The organism is Candidatus Chloroploca sp. Khr17 (genome assembly GCF_004138165.1).
Lineage (GTDB): Bacteria > Chloroflexota > Chloroflexia > Chloroflexales > Chloroflexaceae > Chloroploca.
In genome coordinates, this window is sequence record NZ_RYFF01000003.1 from 239,966 (window position 1) to 261,770 (window position 21,805).

Consider the following 21,805-nt stretch of genomic DNA (forward strand, 5'->3'; position numbering starts at 1 on the left):
CCAGAGAGTAGGTGAGCGACTACCAGAAGGTAGAGCCAGTATACCATAGAGCGCTTCGCACGTTTGGGCGTAGGGGGTATGTTATGATACGTTCGAGGCCGTGCGGCCTCGAACGTATCAGCGAGGGCTGCAGCCGCAGGTTTTCGCACACTACACGAGGAAGGTGGGGGCTGGAGGCCCAGCAGCCTATGCAAAACCAGCAGATCGATCGTGTCAGGCGCAATCTAGAGGATGAGACGGGGATCAAAGTCGCTGCTGATGATCGGCGACGCTGGTGGATTCTGGCGGCGTGTTGTCTGGTAGCCTTTGCGCAGACGGCTGAGCCGCAGCTGTTGATGCTCGTCTTTGATACGCCTGCAGAAGCGTTTACGACCGAGTGGGCCTGGTTGCGCATCATCACCAATATCGGGGTGGTGCTCTTTGTTGCCTTCCAGTTAATCGGTGGGGTGCTGGGGGATCTGCTGGGGCGACGGCGGATCTTTTTGTTGGGGGCGGGCGGCTTTTTACTTGGCAACCTGCTAACCGCGTTCACAACGAATGCCCCAATGCTGCTGGTAACGCGCACCATCACCGGCGTGATGGGAGCCCTCGCCTTCCCGCTCACCGTCGGGATCATCCGGCTGATCTTCACCGGCCCGGCCCGGCCACGGGCCTTTTTGATCTACACGGCGGCAACGGGTTTGGGCACGCTCGCAAGCCTGCTCGCCCTCTTGATCAACGACTGGGTTGGCCTGCGGGCGACGCTGATCATCCCGACCGTGATTGGCAGCATCGGCCTCTGGCTTGCCTGGCGCTACCTACCCGAGAGCCGCGCCAGGGGCGGGTTTGGGCGAACCGAAGCGATCGTCGCCGCCTCGTGGACACTCGTCTTTTTAGCGCTGATCTTTGCGATAGGGGTCAGTCGTGCGCTTGGCTCGCTCTTCAACCCGATCACGCTCAGCGCGTTGCTGATCAGCGGACTTGGCACGTGGGTGATGCTCGTCTGGTCACAGCGCTCGCTCTACCGAGGGCTGCGCGGGCGATCCAACCGGGTTTCGCGGCAATTTCTCTCGTTGATGCTGCTCATCTCGGCCACGCTGAGCTTTGCGCTGAGCGGATACATCCTGCAACTCTACGGCTTCTTTGCCACCGTCCAGCAAAACTCGGCCATCGTCAGCGGCATGATGCTCAGCCCGATCCTACTCGTGCCGATCCTCGCCCTGCGGCAGGTTGATCGCTTTGCACGCGACAAACCGGGGTATCTCGTAGTCGCAACCGGGCTTCTGTGCATGGCAGCCGCCATCTTGCTCACCGCCCTGGCACGCCCAGGGTTGCCTTACATCTTGCTCATCCCGATCATGGGGCTCTTTGGCGTCGGCTTTTTTCTGGCCTCAACCTCGTGGAACAACATCTACCTCAGCGTCTTACCGCCCGATCTGGTAGGGGCGAGCTCAGGCATCAGCAAAGCCGCAGGGTTGGTTGGCGGGGGCCTAGCCGGTGTCATCCTGACGACAGCGGCGCAACTGACGGGTTTGCTTGATTTTCAGCGGCGGCTCGAAGCCCTAGGGGTCGCGAGCGAGCAACAAGAGCAAGCACTCGCGATCTTGAATGAGGTCTTGTGGAGTGGGGTCATCATTGACGAAGAGGCCCCCGAAGCCATCATCCAACTCGGCCTGCTCGAATTTTACCGCGAAGCCTTTGCGGTCGGCATTGCTTCGGCGCTCATTACTGCCGCTCTGGTCTGCCTGGTGACAGGGTTGATCGCCTGGATCTGGCTAAGCCGCTGGGCGCGCAACATCAAGGGACGCGCCCTTGAGGCGGAGGATCTGGCTGAACTAATGTGAACCTAGCAGGAAATCATTAGTCTTTTGGTTCAATTTTCACGTCCGCGACGGCGATTTTTTCATAAGTCAGAATATCATGGCGAAAGGGCCAGTGATCATAGAGCAGAATTTCGGCTGGTCGCCAGAGGGAGACCCAGCCGATAATAATGAAACTGTCGCTGAGAATATAAAAAAGGCGTTCGACCCAGAGACTTGTAGCCGTCTCGGAGAGACCAGCGAAGAGGGTGGCGAGCAAGAGGCTTGTAACGAGGATCGCCAGACCATAGAGCACAGCGCGTTGCCCATCGCGGCGCAGCGCCACGAGTGAGCGTTCAAGGCGCTGGATATTCCAGCGGCAATAGCGTTCAAGCGCCTGCTTGGTCTCGGCTTCAAGCGTTGGCGTGATCTGGTCAGCGGGCAATCTGATCCTGAGTGCGCAGGGATCCATAAGCGGGCGGGCCTCGAGATCGACAATGATCGTCTCGATGCCCGCCTCGAAGGGGCCATCGCCGGCGAACGGATCAATCTCGGGTTCCTCAAAAAGTTCATAAATCGCATTGAGCGAGAGCACTGCGGTATAGAGTTGCGGCTCGGCCATGATCACCTCGCATTAGACAGATCGCACGCATAAATTATATGTTATATTGGGGCACGTTGGATCACATTGCAGTCAATAATTTGATCAAGACCCCGTCTGGTCTGATGCTGGCACCTGCGCTACGTGCGCACGTTGCCTATGTCGGAAGGGCGGAGCGTGGGGCACGGCGGCGCGGGCCGGGCGCAACGGCGCGGGCCGGGCACGGCGCCGCCGTGCCCCTACGGGGCGGGCGGGCCGGGCACGGCGCCGCCGTAGGGGCACGGCGCCGCTGTGCCCCCACAGGAGAAATATCATGAAAAAGCATCCACATTTACGTCTGAATCAGCCAGCAGTCATTAGTGAAATCGTTGACGGTGAGGCGATTGTCGTTAATCTCGACAGCGGTGCATACTATAGTATGCGTGATAGTGCCGGGGTGATCTGGGCGGCGCTGCTGCATGGCAATGATGCGCAGGCGATTGGAACCTTGCTCAGTGAGGTCTATGGTATGTCGGCAGAAACGGTTGCAGGTGAGGTAGATACGTTCCTTGATCAATTGCTTGCTGAGCAACTGGTTGTTCCCGCCGTGAACCCGCCTGAGGCCTTGCCCCCTTTATTGATCGATCTCCCACCTGATGAAACCTTCACTTCTCCTCTGCTTGAGAAATATACCGATATGGCCGATCTGCTCTTGCTTGACCCAATCCATGAAGTTGATGCGGAAACTGGCTGGCCACAGCCAGCGCCAAAGCGGCCTTGAGGTAGGAGGTAGGAGGTAGGAGGTAGGAGGTAGGGGGTAGGAGCTAGGAGGTAGGAGGTAGGAGCTAGGAGCTAGGAGCTAGGAAAGAGGAAAGAGGAAAGAGGAAAGAGGAAAGAGGCCGTGTGCATCGGGATGTGATGCGCAACTCGGAGGTGTCGAGAAGTTTCAAACATCACTCGCTCAACGGAGCCTTATTGTGCAACGTAGCTTAAACCCCGGTTTGACCTGGCCCGCTTGGTTGGTTCCGCAAGAGGATGATCGCCACGTTGTGGCATCACTGGAGTCCCTGACGCCCGAGGACTGGTCGGCATTGCTCGCTGCGGCGACCCGGCATAACCTGGTTGGCATGCTCGCCTGGCGCCTCAAACAGCCCTCGCTGATCGGCTGTGTGCCCGAGAGGGTGCAGGCGCAATTGAGCCAGATCCAGCGTACAGCGGCGGTGCGAGGCCTTGTTCATCAGGCTGAGTTGCACCGAGTCTTGCGTGCCCTCGGCGCAGTCGGGGTGCAACCGGTCGTCTACAAAGGGGCCTTGGTCGCACACACGCTCTATCCTGAGCCGGGTTGTCGCCCGATGGGGGATATTGATCTCTGGATTGCTGACGATGAGGTTCCGCGTGCATGGCAAGCAATGGAGGGGCTGGGCTATCAGCAGCGCTCGAAGTCGCGGCGTCCGTTGGCGTTGCAGCGCGAGCGTGATGGCGAGATCCAGTTTTATAGCGATGCGCCAGGGCACGGGCTGATCGAGTTGCATTGGGGCGTCTTTGCGGGCGAGTGGCTGCGCTGGGCCTCGTCGGTCGATCGGGCGGGCGTACGCGAAAGGATTGAGCCGATCGATCTACTCGGCCATCCGGTCTACCGGCTTGCCCACGAAGATGCGTTGATCCAACTGGCGGTGCATGCCGCGATCAATCATCAACTCTCGGGCAATGCCCTGCGCTCGCTGCTTGATGTAGCCTTGCTGGCGCAGCAGAGGCTTGACTGGGCTACCGTTGCGCAACGGGTGCAGGCTTGGGGGTTGGCAACAGCGGTCAGCCTCGTCTTCGCCCTTGTCGCTGAGATCTACCGTGTTCCCGCGATCTTGTCGGGGCTAGCACTCTTGCCACTGCCGGTACACCGCTACAAATTGGTGACGCACTTTATTGATGCACAACGCATCATCGAAGGCTACGATCTTTCCGCTTCGCCACGGCGCCTCCTCTACCAGTTGACCTTGATCGACCGACCAGGTGATACGTTCCGACTACTGCACGGAGCACTCTGGCCTGAGGTTAGCTGGATCCATCGGCGGTATGGGTCGAGTGATCTGCGAACGCGGTTGCAGCATACGCTTGGGGTGTTGCAGGGCAAAGTGTAGGGAGGCGGGGGAACCCGGTTCCCCCGCACCCCCGCCTGAGGATACCACGATAACCCGGCCACGGACGTCCCGTAGGGGCGCAGCAGCACCTGGCACCCCCGGCGCAAAAACGCCACCCCATGGCTGCTGCGCCCACCGGTGTGTCGGTGCAAACACGGCACCTCTACCGGCACAGGCGCGGGGATGGTTACGAAGATGATCATAATGGCAGGAATTCAGCGAATATGCACCGACATCGGATCAGGCCTGTACAGGATCAGCGTTTGAAGCGGTTGCTCAGTGTGCGCAGTCAGATGCGGCAGGTGCGCTATGTGCCCCAGGCCTTGCGCCTCGTCTGGCAGGCGGCGCGGGGCTGGACGATCGCTTCGACGGTGTTGCTGGTGATCCAGGGCGTGCTGCCGGTGGTGACGGTCTATCTGACGCGTGAACTGGTCAATGGCCTGGTCGCAGTAGTAGAGCGTGGCGGCACGTCTGAGGCGATCCAGGCGGTGGTGCCAATCTTTGTGCTGATGGGGTTGGTGCTGGTGACCGGGGAATTGCTGGGCAGTGTGCAGGAGTATGTGCGCATGTTGCTAGCCCAACGGACGCGCGATCATATGAATCACCTGATCCACGGCAAAGCGCTCAGCCTCGATCTCCATTTCTACGAGTCGCCGACCTACTATGACCAGTTGCAACGGGCAAGTGTGGATGCGATTGATCGTCCATTGGCGTTGCTGGAAAACATCAATGGCCTGTTGCAGAACACGATCACCCTGGTTGCGATGGGCGGCGTGCTCTTCATCTTTGCATGGTGGATGCCGCTGGTTTTGCTGGGGGGGACATTGCCGGCGCTCTGGGTAGCGCTACGCTCGACCTGGATCTTTCATCGCTGGCGGCAGAAGAATACGATGCATCAGCGTCGGTTGAGCTACTTTCAGCGGGTGGTGACGCTGGTGAATGCGGCGATGGAGTTGCGCATCTTTGGGCTGGGTGATTATTTCAAGCAGTCGTACGATCAACTGAGTCGGCGATTGCATGAAGAACGCCTAGGGCTAGCGCGGCAGCAGATGCTGGCCCAGATTGGCGCATCACTCGTTGGCCTAATGGCCCTAGCAGGTGCCCTCGGTTGGATGGGCTTGCAAACGATGCGCGGGCGCTTTAACCTGGGCGACCTAGCGATGTTCTGGCAAGCCATGAACCAGGGTCTCCGTCTGATGCGCAGCTTGCTCACCGGGGTCGGCGACATCTATCGCAACCTGCTCTTCCTGGAAGATCTCTTCACCTTTCTCGAACTCGAGCCTCAGATCGTCGATCCGGCGGTACCAACGACGCTGGCACCAGGTTTAGGTGAAGGCATTCGGATGGAAGAGGTGACTTTTCGCTATGAGGATAGCGAGCGAAACGCGCTGGAGCAGTTCAACCTGACGATCCCGGCGGGTCAGATTGTAGCGATTGTGGGGGAGAACGGGGCGGGCAAGAGCACCTTGATCAAATTGCTCTGCCGTTTTTATGATCCGCAGGAGGGTCGGATTACCTGGGATGGCGTTGACTTGCGCGAACTCGCCCAGGACGAGCTACGCCGACGAATCAGTGTCCTTTTTCAACAGCCCTTCCCATACCACGACACGGCAGGCGACAATATCCGTTTTGGTGACATGGGGAGCGCGCCTACGCAAGCGGAGATCGAGGCAGCGGCACGGGCAGGCGGGGCCGCCGAGATCATTGACAAGCTACCCGAGGGGTACGCAACGATCCTAGGGCGCTGGTTTGGGTACACCGAATTGAGCATCGGCGAATGGCAGCGCCTTGCGTTGGCGCGGGCCTTTGTACGCCAGGCCGACCTGGTGATCCTTGATGAACCAACCAGCGCAATGGATAGCTGGGCCGAGCATGCGTGGATGGCACGCTTTCGGGATTTGATTGCCGGGCGTACCGCCCTGATCATTACGCACCGCTTCACCACCGCGATGCAGGCCGACATCATCCATGTGATGGTCGGCGGGCGAGTGATCGAAGCGGGGACACATAGCGAACTTGTGGCGCTGGGCGGGCACTATGCGAGCTCGTGGAATATGCAGATGCGGGAGGTGTCGGCGGAGGGGGTTTGACGCAGAGGCGCGGAGGGTTTTAACGCAGAGGCGCAGAGGCGGGGAGGCGCAGAGGGTTGAATGAAGCATGGGTAACTTTGCGCCTTTGCGCCTTTGCGTCAGGCAGGGGAACGCATGACAACGCAACCGGCGGCTGATTTTTGGCACGGCAAGACGGTGATGGTCACCGGGGGCGCGGGCTTCCTAGGGCGTGCGGTGGTGGCAGCGCTGCGGCGGCGCGGCGTAGCCGAGGCGCAGATCGTTGTTCCGCGGCGCGCTCAGTATGATCTGCGCCGCTGGGAGGCGATCCAGGCGCTGTTTGCTGATACCCAGAGCACGCGGGCGGCGGATCCTTCTCAGGTGCTGCTCATCCATCTGGCGGGCAATGTTGGGGGCATTGGCTACAACCTCGAACGGCCAGGGGAACTGCTGTACGATAACCTGATCATGGGTACGCAGTTGATCGAAGCGGCGCGGCAATGGGCGATCGGCAAATGTGTCATTGTCGGCACGGTCTGCGCGTATCCCAAAGTGACGCCGGTGCCCTTTCGGGAAGATGACCTGTGGAACGGGTATCCCGAAGAGAGCAACGCCCCGTATGGGCTCGCCAAAAAGATGCTGCTGGTGCAGGCGCAAGCCTACCGGCAACAGTACGGCCTCAATGCGATCTACCTCTTGCCCGTCAACCTCTACGGCCCTGGCGACAACTTTGACCCGGCCTCTTCGCACGTCATTCCCGCACTGATCCGGCGGTTTGCTGAGGCCAAAGCAGCGAGGCAGCCCGAGGTCACGCTGTGGGGCGACGGCAGCGCAACCCGCGAATTTCTCTATGTGGCCGACGCCGCCGAGGGCATTCTGCTGGCGACTGAGCGCTACAACGAAGCGGAACCGGTCAATCTGGGGAGCGGGCAAGAGATCGCGATCCGTGAACTCGCCACCCTCCTGGCCCGCCTGACGGGCTATGAGGGCCGCATCGCCTGGGACACCACGCGACCCAATGGGCAACCCCGCCGCTGCCTGGAGACCTCGCGCGCCGAGCGGTTCTTTGGCTTCCGGGCGCAGACCAGCTTTGCCGAAGGGTTAGCGGAGACGGTCAGGTGGTATGAGCAAGGGTGAGATGCCACATTGCTTTGTCAGGGAGCCAACCCGATCTACCGCGAGATCCTGCTACAGGAGATGATCTCTTAACCGACAGCATCAACACCAGGAGACGGGTCGAACGGGAGGACGGCCTGGGCCGACGGCGGACGGACTTGCTCGTGCTCTGGCCGTTTGGGGGCGAAGTATTGCACAAGTCGCTGGACGCCACCCTGATGAAGGGTTTGGCGCAGACGTGGGAATACGCCGACCGCTGCACCGCAGAGCGGCGCACCTGGTGGTCTTCGACTGGCGCACGGGACGGACGCGGGCGGAGCAGTAGGATGGGTTGGCGATCATGGTGTGGGGAATGTAAATATGATGGTTTTAAATGCTCTTGTTGTAGCGCTGCGGGCGCGGGCAGCACGATCTTCCAAGCGCGCCGCCCATTTCATCTCTTTGCTGCGCCAATACATGCGATGGTTTGGCCGGCGTGAAGGGCTGCGTGTTTTTGTCGCTTCGCTGTTGAACCCTCGGGGTGAGGTGACCGTCCATCCCCGTCAGCTTCGTGCGCCCCTCACCTTGCGCCTGGGGACATCAGATTTTCGGATCTACGGTCAGGTTATCGCGCGGGAAGAGTATACTTTACCTTTGAGCCGCCCACCCGGGGTGATCATTGATGCGGGCGCCAATATTGGCTTGACGACGATCTATTATGCCAATCGCTACCCGGCGGCGCGCATTTTGGCCCTGGAACCAGAAGCCTCCAATTTCAGCCAGCTACGCAAAAATGTCGCCGCTTATCCCCAGATCATCCCCCTCCAGGCGGCGCTGTGGGATACACCCATTATACTGGCGTTAGCTAACCCGGCCAAACGTTCTGGGATCTATGGCGTTTTTTGCGTTCAACCTCACGAAGCGGATGGCCGTTTCCCGGTTGTTGGACAGGTGAATTCTGTTACCGTGCCCCAACTGTTGACCGATTACAACCTTGATGTTGTGGATCTGTTGAAAGTGGACATCGAAGGTGCAGAAAGGGAGGTGTTCGCCTCGCCGGCAGCGTGGATTGAACGCGTCGGAGTCATCATCATCGAATTACATGATCGTTTGGTGCGGGGCTGCGCCTTGAATTTCTACACCGCGACACACGGCTTTGAGTGTGAATGGCATTCCGGAGAGCACGTTATTGTAGCCCGCCGGGGTTTGATAGAAAATGCACCCTGGCAATCGCAAAGGTTTTCGAGATGAATGCTGAAACTGATACAACACATGTTGGCCGGGTCGCCATCCTGATCGTCAATGGCGGCCAGACACCCAGGGACGACTTCTGGATACGTCTGTGCCTGGATCGCATCGCCAGGTATACCGACTATCCGGATTATCACATTTATCTTTGGAATAACCGGCTTGGCGCGCCGGAATTGGAAGCGTGGCTCCTGGCGCAGCCCCGCTTGACCTTGCTGTCGGCAGCCGCTTATGAACAGTTGCATCACCCGCACCGGACGCCTCTCCAAAGACTCTATCACCTGGCCAGAGAAGAAGGGGCAAAGTACGTCGTTACCCTGGACAGCGATGCCCACCCCCTATGTTCCGGTTGGCTGACCACTTTACTGGCCGCGTTGGAGGCGGGAGCAGCCCTGGCCGGGGTCTGGCGCGACGAGAATGTTTCGGCCACCCGTCCTTATGTTCACCCCAGTTGTCTCTGCACGACTCTGGATTTCATCGAGCGCTACCAACTCCGCTTTGACTTCGACAATACCCACAGCCAGGAGCGCACCGACACCCTGTCCCACTTCACCTTGGTAGCCGAGGCCCAGGGGCTGCCCATCCACAGGTTGACGCGCAGCAATCAGCGCGCGTTCCACTACTTGATGGGCGGTATATACGGCGATCTGATCTATCATCACGTGGCGGCCAGCCGGGAGCGGGTGGTCTTTCACAACAGTCCGAAAGGATTTATGCAGAGCGATCAGCATCGTCAGCTGCGGGATGAAACCGCGGAACTTCTGTTCAGCCAATACGATGCCTATATTGAATGGCTGCAGGGACGGGCAGTTGAGAGCGCTTTTGAACAAGAGATGTGGCAGTTGATGGAACGGGCGAAAGATACTCGCAGCCTTGCCTGGTGGTTGCGGCGGGCGCGGTCAGGCTATGTGCGCGCAGGCCTGTGGCAGCGCATCAAGGAACGGCTCGGAGTTGTATCAAAACGGCACCCACTCATCACCAAGGTTGTACAAAGGGTGAGGAAGCTGACGCGTTCCGTGCATCCCGGCCGCAAAGTGGACGAAATATTCCCATGTCGAACTTTGGCGCACGCCTTCTGCCCGCAGAATCTTTACCCTGCGGCAGCGCATGGCTGGAAGGTTAAGCCCCCCGATTTTGTGGGCATCGGCGCGCCCAAGTGCGGTACAACCTGGTGGTATTCGCTCTTAATAGAACACCCCCAGGTTGTACGCCATCGGGTTCACCTGATCAACTTTCCGCTAAACAAGGAGACGCAGTACTTTTTGCACTTTCAGTATCGCTGCATGAGCGCCGAGGCGCTAGATCTCTATCGTAGCGCTTTTGCTGCACCACCGGGCACAATCTGTGGTGAGTTCTCGGTTCAGTATCTTCTCTATCCCACGCTCCTGGAACAGCTTGCTATCGCAACGCCAGAGACCAAGATCCTGGTAGTCCTGCGTAATCCAATTGATCGCTTTATCTCCCACTGGAATTACCTGATGACCAAACGGGGAAAAATGTTGTTTGGAACATTGAGTCAACAGCAACGCTATAGCTACAACACCTTTTCACTCTACACAGAGGCCATGTTGCATAGCTTTTACGGCATCGGTCTGTCCAGGCTGTATGAGTATTTCGACCACGAACAGGTGCTGGTGCTGCAATTCGAGCGGATGGTGCAATCTCCTGAAACAGAGTTGGCCCGCACCTACCGGTTTCTGGGCGTGGATGACCGCTTTCACCCCAAAACGTATCACCAACCTGTCAACCAGGGCAGCTACCTCATTCCCAAACCAGATGCCGATGAGCGGACGCGGTTGGCTGCGTACCTCAAAGCGGATGTGGAACGGGCCGCCGCACTCTGCCCAGAGATCGATCTTAGCCTTTGGCCGGACTTCGTCGGGATTGACCGAACCCGACAACCCGAAACGGAGCGCCATACCCATCCCCAACTTGGTGATTATCGGCCCGCCCAAAGATGACTATCCACATTGAACCTCCGTCGGCTTATTTCATGCACGTCCCCAAGACCGGCGGCGTCACCCTAACGCAGTGGCTGCGGGAGAGTTATGGGCAGCGTCACTGCGTTGACCTGGGTCTACCACAACTAGGCCGTTTCACATCCGCCGAGCTAAAGCAGTTTCACTGCTACTATCCATTTCATCATGGCCGGAGTCTCTTCGATCTGGTCGGCCGCGTTGATCTGCTCACCTTCACATTGCTGCGCGAGCCGGTGGAGCGCGCAGTTTCAGAGTTTTATCATCAGCGGCGACTTGCATCAGAGCGCCCACAAAGATTTGATGCGGCCTATCTGCAGGAGATTCGCCCGGCGCTTGAAGGGACAATCAAGGCTTGCGTCCTACGCGATCTGTTACCGCAGTATTTGAGCAACCGCCAGACACGGGTGTTGGGCCAGCGCGCAGACTATACGGTTTTTTTGAAAGGCGGGGAGTTCTCGGGACACAGCTTTGCCCAGCCCTTTGAACCTGCCTGGCAGATCGATCCGAGTGATCTGGCATTGCTCACTGCCAATGCCCACACCTGGCTGGACGAGATGGCTGTGGTGGGTTTGACCGAGCACTACGACAAGTCGGTGCTGATGATCGCGGACTTGCTCGGCCTTCCGGCGCCGGCGGCAATCGCGCGGGCGAACGTCAACCCGCAGCGCAGCAGTCCGGCGATGCGTTACCGTGACCAACTGCCGCCGGATGTTACGGCGCGTCTGGAGGAGTTGAATCGCTGCGACCAGGAACTTTATGCCCACGCCACCGATCTGTTCGAACAGCAATGGGCGCGCTTCCGGGCCCGGCCGCAGCGCACATACAGTATTGCGCCGCGCCTGCGCATCGTGCTGAAGCGAGCCAAGCCTGGGCTGAAAAGGTGGCTGTCGCGCATCGGGTACGATGCCAAGCCGCCGAAGGGGGATCGATGAAAATAGCCATCCTGACGCCCTGGATCAAAATCGGCGGGATCTCTCAGTTTGTCCTCACCTTGGGGGAGTACCTGCTCGATCACAAATACGACGTGACGGTCGTGACCCTCTACGAGCAGGGAGACCAGTGGGAGCGTCTGGCCGCGGTTGGAGTGCATGCCGTACACCTCCCGATGCGCTGGCGGGACGGTCGTGTGCAGCATGCCCTGCGCGTGAGCCGCTATCTTGCCCGCCAGCAGTTTGACCTGGTCATCACGAACATCGGCATCGCCAACTGGGCAGGCTACAACTGCGTGGACTTCCTGCCGGATTCCATGATCGCGCTGGTTGTGTTCCACAGCCATCATCCCCAGGTCTACCAGGCTGCGGCCGTCCATAGCGATGCCTGGAACCTCGCGGTAGCCGTAAACCCCCAAGTGCAGAATACCGCTGCCGCCCGCATGCCCGAGAAGCAGGTGCGCCTGATCCCCCACGGTGTCCGTAGCCCAACCGCAGCCGAGCTTGCCCGGCGCGTCGGCTGGGCTACCCCGCTGCGGCTTCTATTTGTAGGCCGCCTGGAGGATAGGCAGAAGGGCGTTTTCCTGCTGCCCGGCATCCTGCGCAACTGTCTGGCGCAGGGACTGCAAATTACGCTGACTGTGGTCGGCGACGGGTCAGACCGGTGGCAATTGGAACAGCGCTTTGCCGAAGCGGGCGTCGCCGACCGGGTGGAGTTGACGGGCGCGTTATCCAATGAAGCCGTGTATACGGCGATGCAATCCAAGCATATTCTGCTGCTGCCATCCTACATCGAAGGAGGTCCATTGGTGCTGAAAGAGGCGCTGGCCAATGGCTGTGTGCCCATAGCAAGCCGTCTTCCCGGCATCACCGATGCGGTGATTCGCGAAGGTCTGGATGGTCTGCTGGCCACGCCAGGTGACAGCCGCTCATTTGCCGGCCAGGTGGACGCCCTGTCAGACCCACTGCGCTGGCAAACGTTCAGTCAGGCGGGGATTGCCCACGCGCGCACGCGCTTTACGACGCAAATTATGGGAGCGCAATACGATGCGCTGCTGCACGAACTAGTCGCCAGCGGGGCGGCCCTGGCGTATCCGCGACACCACGCATATTGGCACCGCTTGGCAAGGTACAGCTGGCGCGATTTTGTCCCATCCGGACCGTGGAACGGTCTCCGTCGCTTGCGGGCATATTTTCGCCGCCGCTAGAAATGTAAGCACAATGCCATGCCCCTGCCAAACTTCCTGCTCATCGGCCCGCCCAAGTGTGGCACCACGGCCTTGTACGCGACCCTGGCGCGCCATCCCCAGGTCTTCATGAGTCCAGTCAAGGAACCCTACTTTTTTGCGTTCGACGGCGAACCGATCGTTTTTGGTGGGCCAGATGGCGCCTATTTCCAACGGCATGCGGTGGCCAGTCAAGCAGCATACGCCGATCTGTTTGCTGCGGCTGGCAACCTGCCGGTCATCGGCGAGGCCTCCACCATCTATTTGTCAAGCTACCAGCCGGAGAAGACAGCAACCAGAATCCATAACGCACTGCCAATGGCGCGGCTGGTCGCCGTGCTGCGGCAGCCTGTTGACCGTGCGTATTCGGCATTTACCGATATGCGCGCACGGGGACTGGAGCCGTTGTCTGATTTTGGTGAGGCATTGGCCGCAGAACCGCAGCGCACTGCCAACAACTGGCGACCAGGCTTCCGTTACTGGCAGAACGGGCTGTACGCTCAGAACCTCATTCCCTACTACGAACGCTTTCCGCCAACACACGTTCGCATCTATCTGTACGAGGACTGGCGCGACCGCCCACAGACGATGCTTGCAGATCTATGCAACTTTCTTGAAATAGATCCGGCGCGGCTGCCCGTACAGGTGCTCCAGCACAATGTGACGCGCTGGGTGCGGTATCTTTGGCTGGAACGATTGATAAAAAGGGGCTCCAGGGCAAAACAGCTTCTGCCCGTGCGTCTCCGTCGGGCCATCAGCGCCCATCTGCGGTTCTGGAACCAGGTCAAACCACCACCCCTCGATCCCGCGTTGCAGAACAATTTGACCGAGCGGTATCGCGATGAGCTTATGCGCCTCCAGGATCTCATCGGACGCGATCTGAGGCATTGGCTATACGGAGTGCATGTGTGACGACGATCTTGATCATCCAGAGCGGCCCACAACTCAGCAATGTCGGCGATATTGCGATGCTGCAAGTTGGACTGAAGCAGGTGAGCCAACGGTGGACTGAGAGTACTTTTTTTGTGGTGGCGGATGACCCGGTGAAGTTGGGCCACTATTGTCCGCAGGCACAGTGGGCCTCGGCGCTTGGGTGTGCGTTGTGGGCATCTCCGTTGATCGGTCGGCGTGTGCGTCACGTGCCCATACCGCTGGCTGGGGTCTATGATGCATGCGAGCGGTTTGCGCGCTATCGCGTCGCAGCGTTAGGCAACCTCTTCGTGCAGCGGAGAGCAGGCAGAAGCACAGATGGCGATACGCACCTGGCATCGTTCTGCAATGCCATGCGGCAAGCGGACATCGTCGTCGCCACGGGCGGCGGGTATCTTAATGACGAATTCCCGCGCTATGCGCGCATCGTGCTACGCTGCCTGGAATGGGCGATCCAGGCGAAGAAGCCAGCGTTCATGTTCGGCCAGGGCATTGGACCTCTCACTGATGCGGGCGTACGGGTGGCAGCCCAAAGGGTGCTGCCCCAGGTCGATCTTATTGCATTGCGCGAACAGCGCACCAGCTTGCCTTTGCTGCGTGCCTTAGGCGTGCCGGATGAACGCATCCGGGTGACGGGTGATGATGCCATCGAGTTGGCTTACAGCCAACGCCGCCACGACTTGGGGAGCACCATTGGCGTCAACCTGCGTCGGGCGCACTATGCACGAGTCACCCCGGCTCAGATCGCTGCGGTGGGCCGCGCCGTGTGCGCTGTGGCCGACATGCTCCAGGCTCCCCTACTGCCGATCCCGATGGCCACGCTGGCGGAGGATCAGGCCTCGATTGCCGAACTGTTGCAGACCGTGCCGCCGGTGGCGGGGGATGATGACGGCGATGACCCGCTTGTTGCCATCGCTCGCATCAGCACCTGTCGCATCGTGTTGACCGGCAGCTATCATGCTGGGGTCTTCGCCCTGAGCCAGGGCATTCCTGTAGTCGGCCTGGCAAGCTCACCCTACTATTGTCACAAGTTCCACGGCCTGGCCGAGCAGTTCGGGACGGGTTGCGTTGTTTTGGATCTGAACGATGCGCGGCTTTCCCAGAAGCTTATGCAGGCTTTACGCACCAGTTGGCACACGGCCGACAACGTGCGCACGGAACTGTTGTCTGCCGCTCAGAAGCAGATCGAAGCGCGGGATCAGGCCTACCGCCACGTCTGCACGCTTGCGGAGAGGGACAGATCATTCGCGGAGCAAAGCAGAGCAAAGGATCGAACGATATGATGACGAGAATCGCAAGGGGGTCGCTGGTGATTGGTGTACCTACTTCACCCCGCGGGTAACAGATGCATTCAAAACGCAGTATGGTGATTTGTTGATTCACCTGGGGTATGAGACTTCAAAGGATTGGTGACGAATCATGAATAGCACGATCTGTAGACTTGTCGAGCCTTGAGATGCCCCTTCACATCACCGCCGCCATCTGCACCCATAACCGGGCCGCACTGCTGCCTGCCGCCATCGAGAGCCTGCTCGCCCAGACATTGCCGCCAGACGCCTACGAAGTCCTGGTGATTGACAATGCATGCACGGACGAAACGCCGCAGGTCATTCGGCGTTACCTCGATGCTGCGAGCAACGTCACTCTCCGCAGCGCAGGACAGCCACACCTCGGCCTTTCTCATGCCCGTAACCTGGCGGTCGAGATGGCCGCAGGTGAGGTAATCGCTTTTCTGGACGATGATGCAGCAGCTAATCCAGAGTGGCTCGCTGCAATATTGGACGCATATGCCATGCACCCCGAGGCCTGGGCAGTGGGGGGGAAGGTGCTGCCGCAATGGGAACACCAACGACCAGATTGGTTGACCGATGACCTGCTGCCGCAACTCTCTATGCTTGATCTGGGCGATGTGCTGCGGACGCTGGCGATAGGTGAGGAACTGTACGGCGCTAACTGTTCCTTTCGGCGACGTGCATTCGCTGAACTTGGCCTGTTCCGCACCGATTTGGGGCGGCAGGGCGCGCATCTGCTGGGCAGCGAAGAGAGCGAACTCCAGCAGCGCATCCGCCAGCGCGGCAAATGCTTGATGTATACGCCCCATGCCGTGGTATATCATCGCGTCATCGCCAAGCGCTTGCAGCCGCGTTATTTCGTCCACCTGGCTCATGGCAAAGGACGCACTCGCGCCCGACTGATGCTGACCGATCCTTCGCAGCGAAGAAACATTGCGCAACATTTGACGCGGGGAGGGCTTGCTGTCGTTCGACGGTGGCTGCTGCTGGGGTTGCATCCATTCGATAAGCGCAGACAGTTGCAGTCTATGCGCATCACCGCGCACTGGTTTGGATTTGTCCAAGAAGTGATAGGAGAAGAGCGATGACCGGTCTCGTGGTTTTTAGCCTGGGGCGTAGCGGCAGCACTTTGCTGGAACGCCTTTCCAGCTTTGCGATAACGATCTCTGCGCTTGTCGCGCGGGAGACTCAGCGGTTTCATGGCAAGCAAGGCCAGATCGAGCCTGACATAGCTCCGTTCGCGATTGCACCTGATCAGTTCTTGAGCATCCTGCGCAATCGAGAACAGAGTGCGCGGCGCTGTCGGGAGATTGCAGCCAGTGTGCCACATCTACACCTCGTTTACGAACACGACCTTGCATCTCCTGATTGCTGGACCATCACGGTCGAGCGCATCTGCGCGCAGATCGGCATTGAGCCGCCAGCCGGGCCGGTCACCACACATCTGCAAAAACCCTGAAGTCGCCCTTACAGCGAACTAGTCACTAACTACGCCGAACTGGTGAAAACGGCGCGGCTACACGGCTACAATGTCTGACGCAATTGCGCTGAATTCCGATGCGTTAGTTCCTGCTGCCTGGCAGTGTTCCGACGATCTGGCGTATCTACGCGTCTACAACCCTTCTCTCACCCGCTTCCGTAACCGACTGCTCATGGCTTATCGCGTCGACTCGGGCCGTCGACGTACCATGCAGCGGCGCATTGCTTTGTGTGCGCTGGATGACGATCGGTCGGTCATCCCTGGCTCGGTCGTGCCTCTGTCCGACACTATCCACGGGGGTGATCCGCGACACTATGACCCGCGCTTCCTGGTCTATCGTGACCGTCTCTTCGTTCACTACAATAACAATGTTCTGACCCGCCCCAATCAAATCCACCTGGTCGAACTTGACCCTGACACGCTGGAAGCAAGGGGACAAGCACGACCACTCCATCTGGACGGCCCGCGTCAGGAGGTCGAGAAGAATTGGATGCTGTTTGATCCTGCTCGCGGTCTACCAGATCGTCCCACACACTATCCTGCGGGTAGACCTCGCTGGGCAGGGGGCGATTGTATGTCGACCAAGCCATGTCACTGCTTGGGATGTGTCTACCTACGCCAACCGGTTCGGCACACCCTGCGGTGGTGCGCCGCCCATCCGCCAGGGTGATGCTTACGTCTCCTTTTTTCATTCCCGTTACCCGATCAACCCGCTGCGCTGGGTGTTGCGTTTCTGTCCAGTACAGCCAGGGACGCGACTGCCCCGCTACGTGGCGGCGGTCGAGCGGCGACTACGCCACCCTTTCGCCCGCTTTGGATTACGCCGGAGCCGGTGCTACGCCCCGAAGATGAGCCGCCGCGCCGTTATCGCCGCCGCGCCAATCCCGCTGCGGATGGCATCGTCTACCCGTGCGGTGCCATCCTCGAAGATGACAGGCACTGGCTCGTCTCTTATGGCCTGCACGACGAGCAGTGTTGCCTGCGCCGGGTGAGCTTGGCGTCTCATGAGGCGCCTCAGGTCGGACGATCAGCTTTGTGATACAATTCCGTCACATTCCGAGGATGAAAACATCAGGAAAGGGTATCGATGTCTATGACCCAAGTCGTCTACAAATTCAACGCGCCTCGCATGATCCATGAGACTATTGAAAAAGAAACCGTGGTGATTGACACCGAAACTGGCATTTATTTCAGTATCACCGGTAGCGGCTATCTGATCATGCAAATGCTGGATCAGGGCGCACATATCGCAGATCTGGCCGCACAGGTAGCAGCCACGTTCGGCATCGACGCGGCTTCGCTGCACCCACACGTCGAGGACTTTGTGGCGCAACTCCTGACCGAAGAGATGATCGTACCGACCGAGGAGGCTCCCGGCGCAGTTGCTGCGCTTGTTTTTGCTGACGGCGAGGGCTATGTACCACCGGTGCTGGAAAAGTTTACCGATATGAACGACCTGTTGCTGATGGATCCCATTCACGACGTGAGCGATGAAGGCTGGCCGCGTCGTGCTTGAGCAACCGGAAGCACAAGGGGGCGTTGGACTCACGACCCCTGTTGTTCTGATCATCTTTAATCGCCCCGAACTTGTGCAACAGGTGTGGCAGGTGCTCCGCACGGTGCGCCCGAGCCGTCTCTTTATCATTGCCGACGGCCCACGTCTGGATCACCCGGAAGATGTGGCGCTCTGTGCCGCATGCCGCGCCATCGTTGAACAGGTGGATTGGCCTTGTCAGGTCAAACGCGAGTATGCGGCCCAGAATGTGACCTGCGGGATGCGCGTAGCGACCGGGCTGGATTGGGTGTTTGCCCAGGTCGAAGAAGCGATTATCCTGGAAGATGATATTTTGCCCGACCCCTCTTTTTTTGACTTTTGCCAGACCTTGCTCGTCCGCTATCGTAATGATGAGCAAACACTCGGGATCGGTGGCTATAATCTGCTTGGGTCATGGCGTGCTCACGAAGGCAGTTACTTCTTTCATCGCCATCCTGTAACCTGGGGATGGGCGACGTGGCGACGAGCATGGAATTGCTTTGACTATAGCCTGGATCGATATCGTACCTGGAATGTGCAGGAACGCTTGAGGGCATCGCTCAGCAATGCCGCCATAGCCGACTATTACTGGGATCTCTTCCAACATTTCAACCCCCTCCTCACTGATGCATGGGATATCCAATGGACTCTTATTTGCCATCTGTTGCGTATGCGTTGGATCAGTCCAAGCATCAATTTGGTGACAAATCTAGGCTTTGAGCCAAACGCCACGCACACTGCGATGGCAGATGACCTACGTGGGTTGATCAAGCGTGGGCGCATCGCACTCCCACTATGTACACCAGGGGACAGTACGTTTGAGCAGATTGACGAGCAGTTTGATGACTGGGTTTTTCGCTTGCAAACCCTGAATAGCTATCGAGATATACGCAGAGTTCACCTCTGGCAACGAGCATTAGAGACCAATCCCGACCTCGGTATGCCGGGCGTCTTTCGCGGTGGTCGACCTATGCTGGCTCCCTTGGGCAAGCCTGCCGAACTCTTGACGATTCTCGACTATGTCACACCGTTGATGACCGACAATCCCCGGCTTCACCGCATGAAGGCCGATCTCGCTGCCCTGGTGGCCCACCCATGAAGATCGTCCACATCATCGAGCGCTTTTCCAGCGCCGGACCAGAGCGATCGCTCATTGCGGCAGCAAAATATGCCGCGCAGCTTGGTCTGGAGCAGGAGCATCTGGTTTGCACGCTCGAGAAGACCGGCTCGCCCGTAGCAGTCATCATGGCGCGGCAGGCCGGCGTACGGGTGCTGCTAGGGCCAGATCCGACGCTCCGCACGGAATTGCTGACCCAGGCCGACATCGTGCTGATCCATTTCTGGAACAACCCGGCGCTCTGGCAATTCTTGCGCGGCCCTTTGCCGCCGATGCGGCTGATCTTCTGGCTCATGATCCTTGGTGCATACCCGCCGCAGGTCGTGCCTGCGGCCTTGTTCGATGTGGCAGATCTGGTCGTCGCCACCACCCCCGCAACGCTGGATCTGCCGGAGTTTGCCAAGCGAGGTACGCCTGTCATTTATAGTATGGCCGACTTCGACCGCCTGGCAGGTTTCGCGCCCCGACCTCACGAGGGCTTTAATATCGGCACGATTGGTGGTTCGCTTGATGCCACGAAGCTGCACCCCTCGTTTGTTGCGATGAGTGCGGCCGTGCAGCTGCCTGAGGCCCACTTTATCATCTGCGGTGGGGGCGGTGAAGAGATCCGCCAGCAAGTCGAGGCCCACGGGCTTGGTGATCGGTTCACGTTTCACGGGTATGTGGAAAACATTCGCACCGTGCTCGAAGTCTGCGATATCTTTGGCTATCCCCTCAACCCCACAACCTATGCCACCAGTGAAAAGGTGCTGCAAGAGGCCATGTGGGTCGGTGTGCCACCCGTCGTTTTGGCCCACCCTGGCGTTCGCGCGTTGGTGGAAGATGGCGTGACCGGGCTTGTCGTCGAGCGCGAAGCCGACTACGCTGCCGCTATCACCTGGTTATATCAGCACCCTGACGAACGCGAGCGACTCGGGCGCAATGCGCAAGCCTATGCCCGCCGCACCTTCGCCCCCGAGCGCTTGGTACGCCAGTTCGCCGACCTCTTCGCGATGCAAATGGCACACCCCAAACGCACTCCTCTATGGGCTGAAAATACGTCTGAATATACATTTAATCCGGCTGCCCAATTTCTTGTTGCTCTGGGAGAGCATGCCGCCCCCTTCGCCGTCAGTCGCAGCGGCCCCCCTGGGGATCAGCGTGACACCGCAGAAGCAGCGATCGCTGCTTGCTCTGATCTGCTCGCCTCCGGCGAAGGCGGCATCTTCCACTACCGCAACACCTATCCTGACGACCCCTATCTGCGCCTGTGGGCGGGGCTTGTGCTGGCGCACCGTGGGCAAGCAGCGCGTGCCGCCACGGAATTTCAGGCCGCAGCGGCAGGCGGGGTGCGCCGGCCAACGCTGTTTGATGGGCCACCTCAGGAAGAGGCAACCTGATGCACGACCTGGTCTCGGTGATTGTTCCGACGCGCAACGCGATGCCGTACCTGCCAGAAGCGCTAGCGAGCATCATAGCGCAGGGATACCCTCACCTCGAGATTCTCGTGGTCGATGGTGCTTCGACCGATGGAAGCCGCAACGTTGCGCTCTCTTTCCCACAGGTGCGCCTGATCGAACAGGCGGGGATAGGATTGGCCGCAGCCCGCAACAGCGGTCTTGCCGCCGCCAGCGGCGACCTAATCGCCTTTCTCGATGCCGACGATCACTGGCCTACGGACAGCCTCGCGACCCGCATTGCCTCCCTGCACACGCATCCTGATGCTCCCTACATCAGCGGGCACGTCCAACGCTTTGCCGAGCCAGGCACACCCGTGCCAGCCGCCTATGCCAACGGTTGGCTGGATCAGCCTGTCCCAGGCTACACCCCAGGCGCCGTGGTCGTGCGGCGCAGCCTGTACGAGGCCGTTGGCCCCTTCGACGAGCAGCTACGGATCGGCTGCGACAGCGACTGGTTCGCCCGCGCCAAGGACGTCGGTGCCGTGCTGCGTTTTGTCCCGCAGCTTGTGCTGCACAAACGCATCCACACCCGCAACCTATCGGCCAGCATTGCCGCGTACCAGCGCGAATTACTGACCATCGCACGACGGTCACTGCAACGACGAGGGGTGATCGGAGCATAGGAAAGGCAGAGGAGGGCGAGACCGATACACATTAGGGACTACGCAGTGGCATCAGGACGCGCCCCGTCACCAGGGCGCTTCGTTATTTCGGCCTGACCGCCGTTTCTGCTTGGGTATAAACTTGCCAGCCTTCACGGATGGGTGTACATGGAGTGTGACCAAACATAACCACGTATGCCTCACCGAAAGACTGGCGTCTATGTATCATACCATCTTCACCCCACTGAACCGCCGGCAGCAGCGCCAGATCGCACGCCTGCTTGCCCTCGCCCTGCTGCCCCTCGTGGTGGTGACGAGCACCGGGTACGGAGCCGAACGGCTCCCCGTGACGGTCGCCGTGGCTCGCTCGGTGCGCCGGATCCGCTGCCGCCG

Annotated in this window: 20 protein-coding genes; 18 read left to right on the forward strand and 2 right to left on the reverse strand. The window is 59.4% G+C overall.

Translation table 11 applies throughout. The features are described from left to right. Positions 1-188: 188 nt before the first annotated feature. Positions 189-1,823 (forward strand): MFS transporter, encoded by a 1,635-nt coding sequence (locus EKD05_RS03460; protein ID WP_165360564.1) that lies wholly within the window; start codon positions 189-191, stop codon positions 1,821-1,823. Between the two features lie 16 nt (positions 1,824-1,839). On the opposite strand, the gene EKD05_RS03465 is transcribed toward EKD05_RS03460, so the two are convergent. Further along, positions 1,840-2,400, reverse strand: a complete 561-nt coding sequence (locus EKD05_RS03465) for a hypothetical protein (RefSeq protein WP_129670914.1) — start codon at positions 2,398-2,400, stop codon at positions 1,840-1,842. Between the two features lie 292 nt (positions 2,401-2,692). Between EKD05_RS03465 and EKD05_RS03470 the strand changes: the two genes are divergently transcribed. From EKD05_RS03470 to EKD05_RS03530, 13 genes are all read left to right on the forward strand, one after another. Beyond that, positions 2,693-3,139 carry a PqqD family protein gene (locus EKD05_RS03470; RefSeq protein ID WP_129670916.1) on the forward strand — a complete coding sequence of 149 codons (447 nt, stop codon included), beginning with the start codon at positions 2,693-2,695 and terminating at the stop codon, positions 3,137-3,139. A 196-nt stretch (positions 3,140-3,335) separates the two neighbouring features. After that, entirely contained in the window at positions 3,336-4,493 is a 1,158-nt protein-coding gene (locus EKD05_RS03475; protein ID WP_165360565.1) for a nucleotidyltransferase family protein, read from the forward strand. 263 nt (positions 4,494-4,756) lie between these two features. Further along, positions 4,757-6,583, forward strand: coding sequence for an ABC transporter ATP-binding protein (locus tag EKD05_RS03480; RefSeq protein WP_205703854.1), 1,827 nt, complete (start codon positions 4,757-4,759; stop codon positions 6,581-6,583). A gap of 114 nt (positions 6,584-6,697) precedes the next feature. Next, positions 6,698-7,678 (forward strand): GDP-L-fucose synthase, encoded by a 981-nt coding sequence (locus tag EKD05_RS03485; protein ID WP_129670920.1) that lies wholly within the window; start codon positions 6,698-6,700, stop codon positions 7,676-7,678. Between the two features lie 339 nt (positions 7,679-8,017). Continuing rightward, positions 8,018-8,887, forward strand: a complete 870-nt coding sequence (locus EKD05_RS03490; protein WP_129670922.1) for an FkbM family methyltransferase — start codon at positions 8,018-8,020, stop codon at positions 8,885-8,887. Then, positions 8,884-10,845 (forward strand): sulfotransferase, encoded by a 1,962-nt coding sequence (locus tag EKD05_RS03495; protein ID WP_165360566.1) that lies wholly within the window; start codon positions 8,884-8,886, stop codon positions 10,843-10,845. Before EKD05_RS03490 ends, EKD05_RS03495 begins: the two co-directional genes overlap by 4 nt. Continuing rightward, positions 10,842-11,795, forward strand: a complete 954-nt coding sequence (locus EKD05_RS03500) for a sulfotransferase family 2 domain-containing protein (RefSeq protein WP_129670926.1) — start codon at positions 10,842-10,844, stop codon at positions 11,793-11,795. The genes EKD05_RS03495 and EKD05_RS03500 overlap by 4 nt, the downstream gene beginning before the upstream one ends. Beyond that, positions 11,792-13,000: a glycosyltransferase family 4 protein gene (locus EKD05_RS03505; protein WP_165360567.1), complete on the forward strand. Its 1,209-nt coding sequence runs from the start codon at positions 11,792-11,794 to the stop codon at positions 12,998-13,000. The genes EKD05_RS03500 and EKD05_RS03505 overlap by 4 nt, the downstream gene beginning before the upstream one ends. 18 nt (positions 13,001-13,018) lie before the next feature. Further along, on the forward strand, positions 13,019-13,930 hold the full coding sequence (locus EKD05_RS03510) for a sulfotransferase (RefSeq protein ID WP_129670930.1): 912 nt from the start codon (positions 13,019-13,021) through the stop codon (positions 13,928-13,930). Next, positions 13,927-15,231, forward strand: a complete 1,305-nt coding sequence (locus EKD05_RS03515) for a polysaccharide pyruvyl transferase family protein (protein ID WP_129670932.1) — start codon at positions 13,927-13,929, stop codon at positions 15,229-15,231. The genes EKD05_RS03510 and EKD05_RS03515 overlap by 4 nt, the downstream gene beginning before the upstream one ends. 173 nt (positions 15,232-15,404) lie before the next feature. Next, positions 15,405-16,328 carry a glycosyltransferase family 2 protein gene (locus EKD05_RS03520; RefSeq protein WP_129670934.1) on the forward strand — a complete coding sequence of 308 codons (924 nt, stop codon included), beginning with the start codon at positions 15,405-15,407 and terminating at the stop codon, positions 16,326-16,328. Then, positions 16,325-16,699: a hypothetical protein gene (locus EKD05_RS03525; RefSeq protein WP_129670936.1), complete on the forward strand. Its 375-nt coding sequence runs from the start codon at positions 16,325-16,327 to the stop codon at positions 16,697-16,699. The genes EKD05_RS03520 and EKD05_RS03525 overlap by 4 nt, the downstream gene beginning before the upstream one ends. A gap of 70 nt (positions 16,700-16,769) precedes the next feature. Next, on the forward strand, positions 16,770-17,390 hold the full coding sequence (locus tag EKD05_RS03530; protein WP_129670938.1) for a hypothetical protein: 621 nt from the start codon (positions 16,770-16,772) through the stop codon (positions 17,388-17,390). A gap of 165 nt (positions 17,391-17,555) precedes the next feature. Here EKD05_RS03530 and EKD05_RS25640 read toward each other — a convergent pair whose 3' ends face one another. Further along, a complete protein-coding gene (locus EKD05_RS25640) occupies positions 17,556-17,726 on the reverse strand; it encodes a hypothetical protein (RefSeq protein ID WP_165360568.1) in 171 nt (56 codons plus the stop codon). An 87-nt stretch (positions 17,727-17,813) separates the two neighbouring features. Between EKD05_RS25640 and EKD05_RS03535 the strand changes: the two genes are divergently transcribed. From EKD05_RS03535 to EKD05_RS03550, 4 genes are read left to right on the forward strand one after another with little or no spacing between them, the layout of a single operon-like run. Beyond that, positions 17,814-18,236, forward strand: a complete 423-nt coding sequence (locus tag EKD05_RS03535) for a PqqD family protein (protein ID WP_165360569.1) — start codon at positions 17,814-17,816, stop codon at positions 18,234-18,236. Beyond that, entirely contained in the window at positions 18,229-19,353 is a 1,125-nt protein-coding gene (locus EKD05_RS03540; RefSeq protein ID WP_205703855.1) for a hypothetical protein, read from the forward strand. Before EKD05_RS03535 ends, EKD05_RS03540 begins: the two co-directional genes overlap by 8 nt. Next, positions 19,350-20,750: a glycosyltransferase family 4 protein gene (locus tag EKD05_RS03545; RefSeq protein WP_129670943.1), complete on the forward strand. Its 1,401-nt coding sequence runs from the start codon at positions 19,350-19,352 to the stop codon at positions 20,748-20,750. Before EKD05_RS03540 ends, EKD05_RS03545 begins: the two co-directional genes overlap by 4 nt. Next, the gene (locus EKD05_RS03550; protein WP_129670945.1) at positions 20,750-21,433 is read left to right on the forward strand and encodes a glycosyltransferase; all 684 of its coding nucleotides are present in this window, start codon (positions 20,750-20,752) and stop codon (positions 21,431-21,433) included. The genes EKD05_RS03545 and EKD05_RS03550 overlap by 1 nt, the downstream gene beginning before the upstream one ends. The last annotated feature ends 372 nt before the right edge of the window (positions 21,434-21,805 follow it).

Bases quoted from the DNA above. Each gene is read 5' to 3' on its own strand.
- EKD05_RS03535 (WP_165360569.1), top strand. From the start codon at position 17,814: ATGACCCAAGTCGTCTACAAATTCAACGCGCCTCGCATGATCCATGAG.
- EKD05_RS03510 (WP_129670930.1), top strand. From the start codon at position 13,019: ATGCCCCTGCCAAACTTCCTGCTCATCGGCCCGCCCAAGTGTGGCACC.
- EKD05_RS03470 (WP_129670916.1), top strand. From the start codon at position 2,693: ATGAAAAAGCATCCACATTTACGTCTGAATCAGCCAGCAGTCATTAGT.
- EKD05_RS03495 (WP_165360566.1), top strand. From the start codon at position 8,884: ATGAATGCTGAAACTGATACAACACATGTTGGCCGGGTCGCCATCCTG.
- EKD05_RS25640 (WP_165360568.1), bottom strand. From the start codon at position 17,726: ATGAGACGCCAAGCTCACCCGGCGCAGGCAACACTGCTCGTCGTGCAG.
- EKD05_RS03525 (WP_129670936.1), top strand. From the start codon at position 16,325: ATGACCGGTCTCGTGGTTTTTAGCCTGGGGCGTAGCGGCAGCACTTTG.
- EKD05_RS03505 (WP_165360567.1), top strand. From the start codon at position 11,792: ATGAAAATAGCCATCCTGACGCCCTGGATCAAAATCGGCGGGATCTCT.
- EKD05_RS03520 (WP_129670934.1), top strand. From the start codon at position 15,405: ATGCCCCTTCACATCACCGCCGCCATCTGCACCCATAACCGGGCCGCA.
- EKD05_RS03550 (WP_129670945.1), top strand. From the start codon at position 20,750: ATGCACGACCTGGTCTCGGTGATTGTTCCGACGCGCAACGCGATGCCG.
- EKD05_RS03500 (WP_129670926.1), top strand. From the start codon at position 10,842: ATGACTATCCACATTGAACCTCCGTCGGCTTATTTCATGCACGTCCCC.
- EKD05_RS03485 (WP_129670920.1), top strand. From the start codon at position 6,698: ATGACAACGCAACCGGCGGCTGATTTTTGGCACGGCAAGACGGTGATG.
- EKD05_RS03490 (WP_129670922.1), top strand. From the start codon at position 8,018: ATGATGGTTTTAAATGCTCTTGTTGTAGCGCTGCGGGCGCGGGCAGCA.
- EKD05_RS03530 (WP_129670938.1), top strand. From the start codon at position 16,770: ATGTCTGACGCAATTGCGCTGAATTCCGATGCGTTAGTTCCTGCTGCC.
- EKD05_RS03460 (WP_165360564.1), top strand. From the start codon at position 189: ATGCAAAACCAGCAGATCGATCGTGTCAGGCGCAATCTAGAGGATGAG.
- EKD05_RS03465 (WP_129670914.1), bottom strand. From the start codon at position 2,400: ATGGCCGAGCCGCAACTCTATACCGCAGTGCTCTCGCTCAATGCGATT.
- EKD05_RS03545 (WP_129670943.1), top strand. From the start codon at position 19,350: ATGAAGATCGTCCACATCATCGAGCGCTTTTCCAGCGCCGGACCAGAG.